Source organism: Brenneria corticis (genome assembly GCF_003115855.1).
Classification (GTDB): Bacteria; Pseudomonadota; Gammaproteobacteria; order Enterobacterales; family Enterobacteriaceae; genus Brenneria; species Brenneria corticis.
This window is the reverse complement of record NZ_KZ819081.1, coordinates 161485-174717: the sequence shown is the minus strand read 5'-3', so window position 1 is coordinate 174717 and position 13233 is coordinate 161485. Positions and strand designations below refer to the sequence as shown.

Here is a 13233-nt window from a genome sequence, read left to right as displayed (position 1 = left end):
AATAACAGGAGTCAAAGATGAAGTTCGAGTCCAGTCAGAGGAGCCATTTACTTGTTTTCATGCATCCTTGCGAATCCCTATTTGTACATTGATTCAACAGATTAGCGTGAAAAACCTTCCCGATGCGTTTCTAGTTTTCCCTCCGCATCGGGAAAAAATGGTGGTCAGATTTGGGGTCAGGTTGGTTCGATAATGGAGTGACCCCCAAATGTCTCTTAACGACTCAAAAATCCGCAACTTAAAATCATCCGCTAATCCCTTCAAAGTTTCCGATTCACACGGTCTGTATCTCCACGTTAAACCTACTGGCTCACGTCTCTGGTACTTCAGATACTATTTCGGTGGCAAAGAGACTCGCCTGAACGTCAGGCGGCTTCATGTAGGTCATGAAGATGTCATCAGGTGAGGATTGTCCCCAGTCTGGCCAGCACCTCGTTTACGATACTGTCAGGGATACGTTCCAGCCGTCTGCCGTTTCGCGCCCCCATATCAATGGTCCTGGGCTGGTCGCAGCGAATAACTCCCGTTGTTTTCGTTCCCGCGCCATCCAGTGAAACGGCAAAACCAGCCGTTCGGGCAAAGTTTCCGCCGCTGGTGACAGGAACAACCACCGGCAACCGGGTGATCTTATTAAACGGCGCCGGTGAAACGATAAGCACCGGGCGTTTTCCGCTTTGCTCATGCCCGGCTGTGGGAGCAAGTGAAACGAGCCAGATTTCCCCTCTGTCCATTTACAGGATCTCCTTCCCCGTGGCAGGCGCGTCAATCCATTCCCGCTCTTCATCACTTACTTCGGCATGTGGATCGCACTGCGCCAATAGTTCGGCAAGCGAATAGCGAGGCCGTTTTTGAGGCTCAATAATCAGGCAGCCATTATCAATGGTCACGCCTACCTCGCTATCCGGCGACAAATCCAGCGTTTTCAACACGGCGGGAGGCACTGCCAGCATGACAGATCCTCCGACTTTTTTCAGACGAGTGGTATACATAGAACACCTCCAAATATTATATTTTAATATAACACTCATGGTTGGGGATGTATAATCCTTAATCAGATTCATCATGATCTCCTTAATGTCACGAACAATGAAGCATAAACAGAATGCTACTGTTGGCGGGACAGTGGACCTAGCACGGAGCTGGTTACAAAGTAATGAAGTATGAGGAAAGCCTTTATCCATCCAGCGACGTTCCTCACTTTTTCAACGCCGCAATGATGTTGTCAGTTATGATCTGATAAATGTAAGTTCTGATTTTAGAAAATTTCGTCTTCGTATCGCCTGACAGTTCGCTTTCTCGGCATCGTTCCGTCCCGCAAAAGCGCAGCATGCGTGCCATTTACCCTTGCGTGCCGGGTTGTGCCGGGAAACGATTAACCGGACGCAGTCACGGAAACGGAAAACTCGCAGGGAAAAAATCTGTCCCTGCATACACGGACATAGCGCCCCTTGCACCGCAGCGGTGAAATGGAGTTCGAAACCATGCCTAATTATTCGTATCTCTTTAAAGCTTAAACCTTTTGAGATAGTCAATCAGTAAACGTTGACGCATAGAGTAGCGGTGCGCATATGGCCAAACCACATAAATCGGGGTGCTTGCGTCAATAATATGCTCATCAAGCACAGTGCAAAGTTCTTCTTTCTCTATATGACCTTTTATAGATACGAGCGGTAAATAAGCTATCCCATTTCCACTCAATACTAAATTAATACGGGTTTCGATATCGTTACATATGATTGTTTGAGGCAGGTTAAGCGATTTTACTTTGGATAATGGCCATGATTGAATCATCCCTGTATTTCTTGAGCGATAATGAATCAGTGAGTGCGACAGGAGATCTTCTACATTATCTGGCCTGCCATATCGTTCTAAATAGTTTGGGCTCGCTACAATGACACTATGAATGTCACCAATGTAATGCGAACGTAAATTACCATCAGGGTCGTTACCAACTCGTAACGCTGCGTCGAAATTTTCACCCACCAGGTCAACAAATCGGTCTGAGAAATCTAACTCAACCTCAATATCTCTGTGCTCTTCCAAGAATGCATTAAATCTCTCACTAAACAAATTTGGGATAGGTGCGATACTTATTTTTAGCCTTCCAATCGGACTCTCTGTTGAAGCCAGCATCGCATTCTGAATGTTATCTACTTCTTCAAGTATACGCATAGCATGGATCAAAAAACGCTCCCCTTCATACGTTAACGATAACCTCCGAGTATTACGTTGCAACAGCTGAGCCCCTACACTGTTCTCCAGGCTTGTCACTCGCTTACCTACAGCAGAAGCGCTTAACCCCAAGGCGCGTCCCGCTGATACAAAGCTGCCAACCTGTGCCACTTTTGCGAAAACTGAAATCGCAGAAAGAGAATCAATCATTACCCTACCACCTCAAAAATAGATTCCTGCCAAATTTGGCCACATAGTCCGGAACGATAAGTAGGTTATTCTATAACGCAAGTTAAGGTAAAGTAATTGTGGCGTTAAGTCATAAATCATCGGAACTTAGTACTAAATATATACATGGAAATCATAAGTAAAGAAAAGAAATCTAATAATGCTAAGTGATGATTTCACTTGTTGTGCAATTAATGATTATCTAATATCAAAAAGGAATAACATGAACACTAATCTTCCATCTTCTAATTCACCATACTATCGATCTCCACTTGCTAAACACACAGATTTGACCTGGCACATGCATGCAACTCAAGAGGTTGATTATCAGGTTTCCGTGATTAAAGATATCCTTGATCCGATAAATCCAACTCTGGCACGTACATGTGCAAATCATGCAGAGCGAAATGGAAAAACTAAAATTAAAAGACTGGTTGTCATAGACAAAAAAGTCGATGAGATTTATGGCGATAAGTTCAGGTCATATTTCTCCATGAAGTGGTTTACTGAATTTGGCCACCTGAATAGAGGTGATATGCTCACCTCAGAACAACACAGGTGCTCCAATGAAAAGAAGAAATTTTAGTCCTGAATTCAAACGCGAATCTGCTCAGCTGGTTGTCGATCAAAACTACACCGTCTCTGATGCCGCTAAGGCTATGGGTGTAGGTCTTTCCACGATGACGAAATGGGTCAAACAACTGCGTGATGAGCGTCAGGGCAAAACGCCAAAAGCTTCCCCGATAACGCCGGAACAAATCGAAATACGTGAGCTCAGGAAGAAGATGCAACGTATTGAAATGGAAAACGAAATATTAAAAAAGGCTACCGCGCTCTTGATGTCAGACTCCCTGAACAGTTCTCGATAATCGGGAAACTCAGGGCGCGTTATCCTGTGGCCACACTCTGCCATGTGTTCGGGGTTCATCGCAGCAGCTACAAATACTGGAAAAACCGTCCTGAAAAGCCAGACGGCAGACGGGCTATATTACGCAGTCAGGTACTTGAGCTGCATGGCATCAGCCACGGTTCGGCCGGAGCAAGAAGCATCGCCACAATGGCAACCCAGAGAGGCTACCAGATGGGGCGCTGGCTTGCTGGCAGGCTCATGAAAGAGCTGGGACTGGTCAGTTGCCAGCAGCCGACTCACCGGTATAAACGTGGCGGTCATGAGCACGTTGCTATCCCGAACCATCTTGAGCGACAGTTCGCAGTAACGGAGCCCAACCAGGTGTGGTGCGGTGATGTGACCTATATCTGGACAGGTAAACGCTGGGCGTACCTCGCCGTTGTTCTCGACCTGTTCGCAAGAAAACCAGTGGGTTGGGCAATGTCGTTCTCGCCGGACAGCAGACTCACCATGAAAGCGCTGGAAATGGCATGGGAAACTCGCGGTAAGCCCGTCGGGGTGATGTTCCACAGCGACCAGGGTAGTCATTATACAAGCAGGCAGTTCCGGCAGTTACTGTGGCGATACAGGATCAGACAGAGTATGAGCCGGCGCGGAAACTGCTGGGATAACAGCCCAATGGAGCGCTTCTTCAGGAGTCTGAAGAACGAATGGGTGCCGGTGACGGGTTACGTAAGCTTCAGCGATGCAGCTCACGCCATAACGGACTATATCGTTGGATATTACAGTGCACTAAGACCGCACGAATATAATGGTGGGTTACCACCAAACGAATCGGAAAACCGATACTGGAAAAACTCTAACGCGGTGGCCAGTTTTTGTTGACCACTACAGCTGCAACATAGTAGATGGTGACCTGAGGCTGCGCTGAAATAGTGATTCTGCTGCCGGTCACCATCTTGATGGTTGGTCTCGCTTTTCGTCACGCTATCTGGGATCGGATGCGGTAAGGCGTTTGTGGCTCAGACGGCAGATATTTAGCGCCAATCGCTCTACAGAAGACATCCCCCAATAAACAATCGTAAGCGTCATCCCAGTACCGTCTGGAGAGTTTCCGACATATTCGACAAAGTGGTTCCCACCAAATAATAGTGGAAACCAAAATATCATCTACCCAAAATAAACGCGTTACCGGTAGCCGAAAAGGCCGCCAGAATTACTCTCCTGAATTTAAAAAACGGCTTGTTGCGGCCTCCTGCTATAGTCCCCTCTAAATTTAGTCTTATCGCTTAATGGAGTTATCTGGTTAAAATACAACCAGCAGAAGCTCAGTTTTTGCAGAGCCAGAAAGAAGTTGAAGGTGGCCGACATGTGAAGGTGGTGTGCCGTGAAAACGGTGTGTCGGAAGCCAGTTGCTACAGCTGGAAAGCCAAATACGATATCTCATTGATGTTGGAAACTGGTCTGTAAGCGGTGCTAAATTGAGAAATAAAGCCGTCATAGTCTCTGGCATTTCCACTATAGAAGAGCCTCGCCATGCTGAAAACTACAGGTACCGCTGAAAGTGAACAACAAAAGGGATTGATCGGCATAGCCATGATAGTGGCTGCTCTTCAGATACTGCCGTTCTCTGATATCATGGCGAAGTATTTATCCCTTAGCATCACCATCATTCAAGTAATATGGGGGCGTTTTTTCTTTCATTGCATCATTACGGGTATTTATTCCGCCGTGGCATATGGACCCAGATATCTGGCGCCTAATCTGTCCGCGATGCTCTTGCTACGCAGTACATCACTTTTTGCTGCGGTGGGACTCTTCTATGTCACTATCCATTATCTGCCGCTTACCACTTCTCTGACGCTTTGGTTTGTCGAACCCTTCATTTTGACCCTGATGGCGGCCCTGATTCTCAAGGAGAAGGTTACCGCATATCAGTGGTTAGCGATCTTTATCGGATTTGTGGGGATTGTCATCGCAATCAGACCAACCATCGTCGAGTGGCATTGGGCCTATATCGTTGGACTGCTGGCAGGATTTTTCTATGCCCTCTTCCTGTTCTTTACCCGCTTTATCGACAACAAGATACCCTCAGTCGTGTCAGTCTACCACACGGGTTTGGTTGGAGGCGTTCTCGCTTCAGTCACCGTGGCGCCGTATTGGGTGGCGCCCACGCCGAGTCAATGGCTGCTCCTCGTGGGATGCGGAGCGATCGCGGCGATCGCGCATCTCCTGATTATCAAATCATTTGAGCTGGCGAATGCCAGCACAATCGCTCCATTCACCTACTCAGAAATCATTATGGGCGCGATACTGGGATTTATCGTCTTCGCAGACGCACCTGATATATGGCTCTTTATCGGACTGGCGATCGTCGTCGGATCAGGGATTGCTTTAACCAAGATAAAACAATCCCTCCCCAAGAGCAGTGCGGTCAATGGAAGCTGAGATGAACCAGATAGTGGTAAGTTGCGAAGAATCTAATGGCGAGGTACGTCGTACTCCTCGAACGTTTTCACCGCCGGCGAGGCCGCCATTCAGGCAAGCGGCACGCCGTTATCCTGTTATGTCGTCAGAATTGACTTCATTTCATCGAGCAGAGTTCTACTCTTTAATATGGTTTGATGGTCACATCCTTGAATGCATGACAACTCAGTCGAGTCTCCTACATGCCGGCGAAGCGATTCGGTCAGCGTAGGGTCTTTTCCGTCTTGGGCCACGAATATCCTGGTCGCTTCCGATTGCGGCATTGGCAGTTGAGTGCGCCCCAAGAGCCATATATTCTCGACCATGCAGTCAAGATTGGATAACTCGCAATCAACCAGATCGAAAATATACTGGTAGGCGTCGTCTTGCCGCAGCCGTTCAAGAATTTGGTCGCGGCCGATTTCGCGAAGTCCTTCGAGCGCAGGCGGGTCAATCAAAAAGATTTGTGGGTGGCGGCCGCCCTGGCGAGCGATTTCGGATGCCACATAGGCGGCAAGATGCGCGCCGAACGAGTAGCCTACCACTTTCATGATATGCCGCGCCTGATGACGGCCGACGATACCCGCCGCAAGTTCGTCAAGAGATTGGTAGGGCCAATAGTCATTGTAATCCTCCGCCAAGATCCGGTCAGACTCCCCGACGTCATTCATCAGCGTCATATAGCAAAAGGGGTATCCGACGAAATCCGGCAACAACAGTATCATAGGCTCTCCTTCAGCGTTTCAAGGAAACACGCCAGAAACGGCGTCAGCGTCTCATCGTCAAGCCTTGAGGCGATATGCAGATGACGTTGCGCGCCGGCCGCGATAAAGGTCATATCAAGATTCGTCCGGGGATTTTCGGAAGGCACGTCCAGCACGCTGTCTCTCAGCCAGAGCAGGTCTTCTTCCGGCATCGCGACAAAATTGAATAGATAGGGAATCCGTTCCGCGTCCCATCCCGTAGCCGTTTGGATCTCTTCCGAACCGATAAGGCTGTGGCTGCGAAACGCCTCCATGCGGTCGTGAAAATCATCCGGCATCTCCCGCCCACCGAGAAGGTCGTCCTCGAATAAGATTGGGGCCGCGACGGTGTAAAAGCCCAGGCCCTGCTTCTTGCTGCGATGAGAAAACAGGCACAGCGCCAAAGGGTCGGTCGTCCCGCTCATTTTTGTAATGGCATGGCGATAAGCGCGCATGGCGGCCCATTGCAGACGTGTATATTGGGTCTCGGGCAGAACGATTTCCGCCTGACGCCAGGTCGGGCCGCCCTCTTCTTGGCGCGGGCCGGAAACGACGGCCCTTTCGCCATAGTGGGCCCAGAAATCGATGCCCTGCTCTACGACATCAGCATAGCGTTTTTCAAGCTTCAAGTTCTCCGCCACAAAGGCGAGATCGGGGAGAGTCGTCTCATCATCGGTATGACCCGCCGCGAGAGAGGCGGTTAGCGACCGCAATAGCTGCACCTGCCCCAAGTGGTCCGCAAGAATATGGTGAAACAGCACGGCGATATGGCGCTGTCCACTGATATGGACGTCGACCAACCGTAGCAGAGGCCCTTCAAAGAGACTTATGGGGCTGTTCAAGAGAAAAGAGACGCAGTCACGTTCATCGGTAAAGTCCTGAGCGACGCTAAAAACAAGGCGTTCCCCCGAAATCCCTGTTGCGGGCAGACGAAATGCCAAGCCATGCTCGCCATCCACGACCACGGCCGTGAGTAGAGGAAAAGCCATGCTCAGGCTTTGCGCGATCTCCTCAAGTTCCCGAGCGGTTTTACCTTGCGAGCCGGGCTTGACGAGATAGGCGACGTTGTTCGCCGTCAGATGACCGTGAAACAATTCAGGATAGACCATCGAGGCCTGCATCGGGGTCAAGGGAATGTCCGTCAATTCAGGGTAGCGATCGGACGTCAGCGGTGCTTGCCGGTCGGCCAAAAGCCGTGCCGCGTCCTGCGCCCCGCGCGCATAGACAAACGCAAAGAGCCCGGTCGGAAGGGTGAGCGTTGCAATTTCCGGCCATGGCGGTACGGCGCGCTCATCCTTCAGCCGGATGATATGATAGTCAAATGCATCCCACTCGAGGTCACATTTCGGCTCATCGCCAATCTCAGCCAGCAGGCGCGCCATACGCGACCAGGTACAATCCCGATAAAACTCCGTCAAGCCGAGAGGCTCTCTTCGATGCCGATTGAGCAAAGTCACCAGCTTCACCGCCAGTATCGAGTGCCCCCCAGCCTGAAAGAAGTCTTGATCCGGTCGCCAATCCGCCAGTCCACAGGCTTCCAGCAGCCAGTGGCGAGAGCCGGCAGGTTGGTCCTGCTCAGCCGCCGTCTTCGCCAGGGCGGCCATGTCGATCTTGCCATGGGGCGTTACGGGCAAAAACGCCACCTGCACAAACCTGTCGGGAACCATGAAATCAGGCAGGGAGGCCATGCCGAAGTCTTTTAGCTCCGCATCCTCCGGTGGCCGCGAAGCGCTTTGCGCCACATAATAGAGCAGCACCCGCTTACCGGTGGGCGTGGACTGCATGCCTCCAACACAGTTCGCCACGCCAGGATGTCTCCCATAGGCAAGGGCAATATCGCTCAACGAGGTTCTATTACCCCGGATCTTGACCTGATCATCCTTGCGCCCGGCATAGTGAAAGAGACCGCAACTATCGCGGAAAACCAGATCGCCGCTGGCGTAAGCTCTTACTTCGCCCAGTTGCGGGAATGCCCGGAATATACTCTCGGTAAGGCAGGCGTCACCGACATAGCCGGGTGAAAGCCCGTCTCCGGCGATCACCAGTTCACCCACCTCGCCGGTTTCGCAAGGCTCGCCCTCCTCATTGAGAATGTAGAGACGACTGTCATGAACCGGATATCCGATAGGGATCGCACGGGAAAAATCGTGGTCGCGCGGGATGCGGTAAACGCAGGTGCCCATGGTATTTTCCGTCGGGCCATAGCCGTTGTAGACCGTGATGCGCGCGTTGTGACGGTAAAGCCGGTCGATATGCCCGGGAGAAAGCGCTTCGCCCCCCACCATGATGTACGAAATACCCGCCAGGCACTCGGGATCCGCATCCATCAGCATATTCAGCAATGAAGTGGTCAGCCACAGGGTATTGGCGCCGCTTTCAGCGATTATCTGGCGCAGCGTGTCACCGGTTAGATGGTCCTCCGGCGTCAGGACCAGGCAGCCGCCGTTGCACAGCGCGGTCCATATCTCGAACTGCGATGCATCGAAGGTAAGGGCAGAATGATGGATCATCACGGTCTGCGGGCCAGCCGGAAAATGCGGCGGCTGATAACAGAAGCCCACCACGCCCAGATGCGTGCACGGAATAATTTTCGGCGCCCCCGTCGTGCCGCTTGAAAAATTAACATAAACGATATCGCTCGCGGCCGGTTTACGAGAACAACCCACCGTAACGGGAACCATCAGGTCCGCGGACTGGAGAGGTTCGGCGAAGGTCACATTGCAAAGCGGGCCATTAGCGATGAACAGCCGGACCTCCGCCTTTTCGATGACTGAATTATTCCAGCTCTGCGGATTCCTGGGACTGATGAAGCAGAACCCACATCCGGCCTTCAAGATCGCCAGCAGCATAACGATCAGATTAATCTCGCGCCGCATCTGGATGCCGATCCTATCCCCCGTACAGGCGCCCGCCTGCAACAGTCGTGCGGCGGCAAAGTTGGAGAGCGCGTCAAGCTCGCCATAGGTCAGCTTGGCGTCCTGAAGACGCACCGCACAGCCTTGCGGATTAGCCGCCACCGCCTTTTCGAATGCTTCAATCACTGTCGAGACCAAAATTCTCTCCTTTATCGCCATGGCGAATCAAACAGAAGCCCACGGGAAAAGATGCCTCGCCACGATACAGAGACAAGGCCTGGCGCGGCGAGAAAACGGTGCGCGGCAACGCGGCGGCGAGATCTCGCTGCCGGTCGATCAGCGCCAGCGCCCTTTCCAGATTATCATCCACCCGCGCCTCGCCGTTCGGAGGAACGACATCGGCAAGGCCGACATGATAGCGGTCGTCGCGGTACCCGGCGCCGCAACGAGAGACATTGATAAGATCGAAATTTCCGGAGGCCGGCGAAAACGCAATCCGGCCGGAAAGCCTGCCCAAGTTCACAAGCATGGAGCGATCCTTGCCGTTTCCATCCGGATGCAGGAGGTTGAGAATATCGCCAATCTGTTCGGTGACATCCCCCTCTGCGCAGAAATAAATCTTGGTAAAGCGTCCGGTGCCGCCAGACCGCGACGAGCGCGGATCGAAACTTGGCCAGACTGGGCATCCGCGCATCCTGTCGGCGCGGACATCCCAGACGCAAACCTCCGCGCCGACATCCGCGGCCAATAACGCCATCAGCATGCCGACACCGCCCAGACCGAGAACCAAGACCCGGTCCCGGCTGCTCAATCGGCTTCTGTCGCCGGCATGGACCGCCGTGGCCGCGAGCGTGGACAGAATGGCCAGATGCCCCGGCAAGTCTCCGGGAATCCGGCGGACCAGCCGGCGCGGCATTATCAGGCAGTCCGCATGGATGGCCGCACGCCATCCCATGGCGATCACCCGATCCCCAGGTTCCGTATGGTCCACATTCCCCCCCTTGCGCAGCACCGTGCCGACGGCGCAGTAACCAAGTTCGAGGGTTTCGCCGGTCTCCCTGGCCTGGCGGATATAATGCAGTTCCGTCCCGGGACTGATCATGGTGAACTCCGTTGCCACGACCACATGGTTATCGTCGCAGTATGGTATGGCTTCACGCAGGATCTGCACTCCGCTGTCGCCTTGAACCGCAAATAGCCGCCGTGTTCCTTTGTGCATCGCATCAACCCCTGAATACGGCCCGAAGGCATTGATCGAAATCCGGAAAGGAGGTTTTATAGCATTCGCCGCCGAGAATGCGGCCCGCGAGACCGTGGGCGAGCATCAGAACATGCGCTGTCATCGACAGCCGGTGATCGTTAAACACGGTGACATCGCTCTGCACGCTCGGCCGTTGTCCCCCCTCGGTATGGATGGAATAGCCATCAATGACGGCGTCGATGCCGAGCGTCCGCAACATCCGGCAGGTAGCCGCGATCCTGTCGGATTCTTTGAATGTCAACTCGAAGAGATCGTCGAACGCCGCCTCGCCCGGCAAAAGAGCGGCGATGGCGACCATCAGAGGGATTTCGTCGATCATCGAGTGCAGGCTTTCCTTGCCTTGCATGCCCTGCGCCTTAAACGCCCCGCCCCCCCGCAAGGCAATCGTGCCGGTTTTCTCCCCATGGGGATGCCCATCGGGAGAAATTTCCAGTCCGAATCCGCAACGCTGCATCCAATAAAAAAAACCGATTCGCGTCGGGTTGATGCACACCCCCTCGAACCACATGCTCGCCTCCGGTCGGCCCCTGTTCATCAACCAGAAGAGCGCTGCCGGATAGGCAAGCGCGGACGGATCCAAGGGAATGGTGATGGCGCCCGGCGGCCGAAACTGCCGCGGCCGGTAGGTCAAAACATGTTCTATTTCCTCCACCTCGTCACCAAACCCTTGAGCCATCAACTGGGTGTGATCCCTGGCCACGACCGAATACGCGATTTCGACCGGCACCCGGGCGGCAATGGCGGCAAACAGGACGGCCGAAATCGATTGCGCGCTGCCGATGGAGATCGAAACCCGGCCCGATGTGATCTGTGACGGCAGCAGCCTGAGCGGCAAACATCCCGGCCGCCCCAGATATTCAAATTGTCCCCCCAACGTCGTCAGCGGCTCCACGATCCAGTCGAAGGGACGATTGCGCAGCGTCTTATCGCCATCAACGACGCAGCCGACGCCAAGCCCGCACAATACTCCGAGCAGCAGCCTGGCCGCCGCGCTGGAAGGCCCAAGATAAACTCTCCGCTCTTTTTTATTCAGCATCCCATGGCGATCGGCCGTGCGTAAGGAGGTCTGAAATGCCACTGCGCCTGACCGGCGGTCAAAATCGATCTTCAGCCCCAGATGTTGCAGGGCGTCGATCAATAGAGTGACGGCGGCTCCCTGATTGATACCGACGATGGTCACCGGATGGTCGGACAAGGCGGCGAACAACAATGCCCGGTGCGATATGGATTTGTCGGAGGGAACATAGCGGGCAGCGGCAGACCAATCAGGATGTTCCGGCAGCGTGGCGGGGGAAATGTTGCGGTCAGGATAGATCAGCATGATTTCACCCCTTTTTGTAACGCTTAGGATCGATCAACGCGTCGTCGCTGAGGATCTGTTCAGGGTCGAAAATATCGGGCGCCGATGGGCCCTTTGCCACCGGCAACATCCCGGCTTCATACGAGCGGCGGCGATGGCGCTTGCGCTCCAGCCCGAGATTGAATCCTTCCAGATCAATGGGCCATTGCTTCATCGTCCCCTGTTGAAGACAGTAATCCGCCAGCGCCTGCCCCCTCGGGGTGCGGACGAGCACGCGTCCGTATTTTTCGTATTCCGTCGCATTTAAGCTGGCATCGAAAATATTGGGATCGCCGTCGCAGACGCTGATGTCGGCAAGACCGCTCATCCAGTCGCCGCAGGACAGACAGCGGTGATTTTTTCCGCCTTTTAGCTCCTTCAGGATTTGCCAGAATTCCAGAGAATGGCGGTCGCCATCCGCAGTGGAAACGAGCAGCTTTCCCGGATAAGGCCCGCTGCGGTAGCGAATATCTTTTACGGTATCCAGAGACAGGCCTAAACGGCCTTGAATTATATCGATAGTTCCTTTCGGCAGGGTGCTGGACGAGCAGGCCGTTTCGACCAGAAAGACGATGTTTTCCCGCGCCCAGTCGGCAATATCGCCCTGCAACTTCTGAAGTTTGCGGATGGCCTGCATGTGACAGGCTAATCCGACGACGGCGATCTTGTCGTCGCGACAGTGCTCATAAAGGCCGCGTAACTCCGCCAGGTAAGGCGTCAGTTGATAGGTGGATTGCGCATTCGCGATGATCGTCTCTTCATCCCTGGCGACGACGCCCTTTGCCCGCCAGCCTGCATGGGGGTCGCGGCCCATGGTCAGGACGTGATCGACGCCGAGCGCCTCGCGGCTGGCCAGCAGTAACGTAGTGACAGTACCGCCGCTGGCCGAGGCTTCGAACACATCAGTCCTGGTCGATCGGGCGCCGAATTGATTGATATGAATGCCCAGCCACCGTTCACCGGGTTCGCGCGTGCGACCGAAAAGCCGCATCTCGGCTTCATCGGTCGCCGGATCGGCGCCAGGACAGACATCATGACACAGATGGCAATCACCACAGGACGCCGGGTCGAAATCCAACACCGGCTGAAGGTTGTCCGGATTCAGCGCGATCAGCCGTTCGGGACAGACCAGTTGACAGGCTCCGCAACCGGCGCATAAATTGGAATCAAGAACATCCGCTCGTAACACGCTCATTGACATGGGTATCATCCTTTTACGAGGAATACCTCGGGTAATCCAGATAATGACTCAGTTCACCCGTCATTCCATTTGAACGATTTCCAGCGAAACGGCCTTTGCGCCGTGAGAAAACGTTCCC

Annotated in this window: 12 protein-coding genes and 2 pseudogenes; 6 read left to right on the top strand and 8 right to left on the bottom strand. The window is 53.4% G+C overall.

Annotated elements, in window-relative coordinates:
* Both DDT56_RS24610 and DDT56_RS13725 read left to right on the top strand, forming a co-directional pair.
* Positions 1-193, top strand: a 193-nt coding sequence (locus DDT56_RS24610; RefSeq protein ID WP_210417028.1) for a hypothetical protein, incomplete at its 5' end; no start/stop codon positions are given.
* Between the two features lie 15 nt (positions 194-208).
* Positions 209-367, top strand: a pseudogene (locus DDT56_RS13725) (Arm DNA-binding domain-containing protein); the annotation flags it as partial.
* A 31-nt stretch (positions 368-398) separates the two neighbouring features.
* Here DDT56_RS13725 and DDT56_RS13720 read toward each other — a convergent pair.
* From DDT56_RS13720 to DDT56_RS13710, 3 genes are all read right to left on the bottom strand, one after another.
* A complete protein-coding gene (locus DDT56_RS13720) occupies positions 399-731 on the bottom strand; it encodes a type II toxin-antitoxin system PemK/MazF family toxin (RefSeq protein WP_136166995.1) in 333 nt (110 codons plus the stop codon).
* The gene (locus DDT56_RS13715) at positions 732-989 is read right to left on the bottom strand and encodes an AbrB/MazE/SpoVT family DNA-binding domain-containing protein (RefSeq protein ID WP_136166994.1); all 258 of its coding nucleotides are present in this window, start codon (positions 987-989) and stop codon (positions 732-734) included.
* A 514-nt stretch (positions 990-1503) separates the two neighbouring features.
* Complete coding sequence (locus tag DDT56_RS13710) at positions 1504-2382, bottom strand: LysR family transcriptional regulator (protein WP_136166993.1); 879 nt, start codon at positions 2380-2382, stop codon at positions 1504-1506.
* 241 nt (positions 2383-2623) lie between these two features.
* Between DDT56_RS13710 and DDT56_RS13705 the strand changes: the two genes are divergently transcribed.
* The 4 genes and pseudogenes from DDT56_RS13705 to DDT56_RS13690 all read left to right on the top strand — a co-directional run bounded on the left by DDT56_RS13705 (position 2624) and on the right by DDT56_RS13690 (position 5698).
* A complete protein-coding gene (locus DDT56_RS13705; protein WP_136166992.1) occupies positions 2624-2986 on the top strand; it encodes a sedoheptulose 7-phosphate cyclase in 363 nt (120 codons plus the stop codon).
* Positions 2967-4135 (top strand): IS3 family transposase gene (locus DDT56_RS13700; protein ID WP_136166991.1). Its coding sequence is split into 2 segments (ribosomal slippage): positions 2967-3216 and positions 3216-4135, totalling 1170 coding nucleotides; the frame shifts between segments, so codons are not numbered across the junction. Before DDT56_RS13705 ends, DDT56_RS13700 begins: the two co-directional genes overlap by 20 nt.
* Positions 4136-4552: 417 nt before the next feature.
* Positions 4553-4687, top strand: a pseudogene (locus tag DDT56_RS13695) (transposase); the annotation flags it as partial.
* Between the two features lie 99 nt (positions 4688-4786).
* Complete coding sequence (locus DDT56_RS13690) at positions 4787-5698, top strand: DMT family transporter (RefSeq protein WP_136166990.1); 912 nt, start codon at positions 4787-4789, stop codon at positions 5696-5698.
* Positions 5699-5814: 116 nt separating this feature from the next.
* Here DDT56_RS13690 and DDT56_RS13685 read toward each other — a convergent pair whose 3' ends face one another.
* Genes DDT56_RS13685 through DDT56_RS13665 form a run of 5 tightly spaced genes read right to left on the bottom strand, consistent with a single transcriptional unit; the run spans position 5815 to position 13115 of the window.
* Positions 5815-6441: a thioesterase domain-containing protein gene (locus tag DDT56_RS13685; RefSeq protein ID WP_136166989.1), complete on the bottom strand. Its 627-nt coding sequence runs from the start codon at positions 6439-6441 to the stop codon at positions 5815-5817.
* A complete protein-coding gene (locus DDT56_RS13680) occupies positions 6438-9512 on the bottom strand; it encodes a non-ribosomal peptide synthetase (protein WP_168197623.1) in 3075 nt (1024 codons plus the stop codon). Before DDT56_RS13680 ends, DDT56_RS13685 begins: the two co-directional genes overlap by 4 nt.
* Positions 9493-10533 carry an MDR/zinc-dependent alcohol dehydrogenase-like family protein gene (locus DDT56_RS13675; RefSeq protein WP_136166987.1) on the bottom strand — a complete coding sequence of 347 codons (1041 nt, stop codon included), beginning with the start codon at positions 10531-10533 and terminating at the stop codon, positions 9493-9495. The genes DDT56_RS13680 and DDT56_RS13675 overlap by 20 nt, the downstream gene beginning before the upstream one ends.
* Before the next feature lie 4 nt (positions 10534-10537).
* Positions 10538-11896: a 3-phosphoshikimate 1-carboxyvinyltransferase gene (locus DDT56_RS13670; RefSeq protein ID WP_136166986.1), complete on the bottom strand. Its 1359-nt coding sequence runs from the start codon at positions 11894-11896 to the stop codon at positions 10538-10540.
* Positions 11897-11900: 4 nt separating this feature from the next.
* Positions 11901-13115 (bottom strand): Coenzyme F420 hydrogenase/dehydrogenase, beta subunit C-terminal domain, encoded by a 1215-nt coding sequence (locus DDT56_RS13665; RefSeq protein ID WP_136166985.1) that lies wholly within the window; start codon positions 13113-13115, stop codon positions 11901-11903.
* Positions 13116-13233: the final 118 nt, after the last annotated feature.